Raw genomic sequence first — 2,544 nt, 5'->3', positions numbered from 1 at the left:
AAATGATTAACCATTTTGTCACAGCCCCTTTTTTATTGTCTTATATATTATCTCTGTGCTTCTTCCAGTTTTTCCAGGAAGAACTTCACATTATCCGTGAGATCCGGGCCTTCTGTCTGAAGAGCACCGCCCACGAGGAAAATCGTATCCGGACCGTAAGTCTGGTACATATTCTTGAAAAGCTGCCAGCGCATGCCGCCCGAAGGAACGGGGAATATGGAGCGGAGGCCGCCCATCATTTCCGATGTGCCTTCGCAGATCTTCTGGCAGGTATCGACAGAGAAGGAGAACCTTCCGCCGAAGCTGGTAAAGATGGCAGCGTCAGCGCCGATCAGGCGGGAGAGCTGTCCATAATAGCAGAAGGGGGACATGCCGGAATCTTCAGAAAGAACGAGAGAGCCGGAGAAGCATGGATGGAGGAAAATCGGAAGATGGAATTCCGGATCCCTTGCCAGATTGCGGATCAGCGTGAAGCCGGTGAGAGCCGGAGCGACCATGATGCCGTCTGCCCCGATTTCCTGCGCCTTGTAAGCACGGTCGAGCATCTGCAGGCCGTCAGCCGTGCAGTTGGCGATGTACATGCTCTTCTTGCCTGTCTTTTCCTTCGCATCAGCCAGCGCCATGACGCACTGGAGCACTCTTTCTTCGAAAGGAGCATAATCCTGATTCATGAGAGAATGGTCGTCCTTGATGATCGGGCAGCCGCCAAGAGCGAGCTTGTAAACCATTTCAGCCAGCTCCTTCGGACTCTTGCCGAGCGGCTTGATCGCACTCATGAGGATCGGGCCATGTTCCACACCGCACAATTCACGGATGCCTTCGCGGCCGAAACGCGGACCCGGATAATCATTGTACATGAAATCCGGAAGCTCGAACGACATCAGGCGGATGCCAGGCTGCAGACTCGTATTTCCGAAGAACATATTGACCAGTTCAGACATTTCATGGCCTACAGCATCCGGATCATACGAAATGACAGCGTAGTAAGCACCCGGATCAGCCTTATTGATCGATTCAATCTGGCCGACAATCGTATCTCCGATCGGAGTATCCTCGACCAGCTCATACGGACATTCGACCGTCTGCTCCACGCAGATGCCGAAAGCCAGCTTCTTTGCTTCCTCATAATCAGATGCCTTGATGCGGTAGGTTGCTGTAAAGCGGGAAGATGCCTTCAGATCTTCACTCAGTTCAGCAAATAATTCACTTTCGAAAAAAGGTGTATCGCCCATGAAAATCTCCTTTCAATTGTGCGTAGAAATTATAAATGATCGTGCGTTTCACGATAAGGATTATCGGCATGGGAAGCCGTATCATCCTGCAGCCAGTACAGAGGACGATTCTTCGCTTCCTCGAAAATGCGGCCCAGGTATTCTCCCACAATACCAAGACCCATCAGGTTCAAGCTGCCGAAAATGGAAATCAGGATCGTCATCGTCGCCCAGCCCGGTACAGCCTGTCCTGCAATGACACAGTACAGTACATGCAGGATCACCAGCACACCGGCCACAGCGGCAAGGACACCGATGTAAAAAGCCATGCGGAGCGGCAGCGTCGAATTCGTGATGATGCCGTCCATAGCGAAATGAAGCATCTTGCGCATGGAGAACTTCGAAACACCGGCGTGACGGGCCGGCGCCTCAAACTCGATCGAAGTCTGCTTGAAACCAAGGCCTCCGACAATGCCGCGGATAAAACGGCTGTGTTCACGGAACTTCTTGAAAGTTTCCAGCGCCTTCCTGTCCATCAGACGGAAATCCGAACCGCCGGGAGTGACACGCGTCGTCGAAATCGCATTGATGAAAGCGTAGTACCCGGCCGAAGTCATCTTCTTCACCGGCCCTGCATCCTCCGTCGTCGTGCGGATCGTCTGGACGATATCATACCCCTCCTGCCACTTCTCGATCAGCTTCGGAATCAGTTCCGGCGGATGCTGCATATCCCCATCCATCGTAATCACTGCATCCCCGATGGCAAAATCCATACCGCAGGTAATGGCGATCTGATGTCCGAAATTCCTGGCAAACGTGAGCGCCCGCACATGAGGGTCACTGTCAGCCAGCTGATGGATCAGCTCATCCGTCCGATCCTTAGAGCCATCATTGACATAGATGATCTCATAATCCATGTCAACGCCCTTCATGACCTTAGTCACTTCGTCATGAAAGTAAACGACGTTTCCTTCTTCGTTATAAACGGGTGTCACGATTGATATCATAATAAATCCTCCAAAATATGAGCTTAAGCGCTATCCTATATTATAGCACAGTGATAACGAGCCGGGGCGTCTGCCGCCCCTATTTTCATTTCCGATACTACACGATAAAACTTCCTCTGCCTTTAAATAATGATAAATAAAATATAAATACACAGGGAGGGGAAGGTGGAAATACCATTTCCCGGGCTTCCTTTTCGAGCGCAGCAGGGTTTTACTCGCCTTCCTAGACGGGGAAGGTGCCTATATAAGTTCAAGACAAAATAGATTTGATCTTTTTCATTTCTCATCGCAGAGCTGCCCCCAACGGAGGGAAGTGCCCGAAGGGC

At 51.1% G+C, this 2,544-nt stretch carries 2 protein-coding genes; both read right to left on the bottom strand.

Translation table 11 applies throughout. The features are described 5' to 3' along the window. Positions 1-47 precede the first annotated feature (47 nt). Complete coding sequence (locus M3200_RS02380) at positions 48-1,232, bottom strand: RuBisCO large subunit C-terminal-like domain-containing protein (RefSeq protein WP_022381940.1); 1,185 nt, start codon at positions 1,230-1,232, stop codon at positions 48-50. A gap of 29 nt (positions 1,233-1,261) precedes the next feature. Then, positions 1,262-2,218 carry a glycosyltransferase family 2 protein gene (locus tag M3200_RS02375; RefSeq protein ID WP_022381939.1) on the bottom strand — a complete coding sequence of 319 codons (957 nt, stop codon included), beginning with the start codon at positions 2,216-2,218 and terminating at the stop codon, positions 1,262-1,264. Between the last annotated feature and the right edge of the window lie 326 nt (positions 2,219-2,544).

It is taken from the genome of Dialister sp. CAG:357, assembly GCF_000435155.1.
GTDB classification, from domain to species: Bacteria; Bacillota; Negativicutes; order Veillonellales; family Dialisteraceae; genus Dialister; species Dialister hominis.
The sequence above is the reverse complement of the archived record's forward strand: the minus strand, read 5'-3'. Positions and strand labels throughout refer to the sequence as shown.

Coding starts and splice junctions, on each gene's coding strand:
- M3200_RS02375 (WP_022381939.1), bottom strand. CDS start 2,218: ATGATATCAATCGTGACACCCGTTTATAACGAAGAAGGAAACGTCGTT.
- M3200_RS02380 (WP_022381940.1), bottom strand. CDS start 1,232: ATGGGCGATACACCTTTTTTCGAAAGTGAATTATTTGCTGAACTGAGT.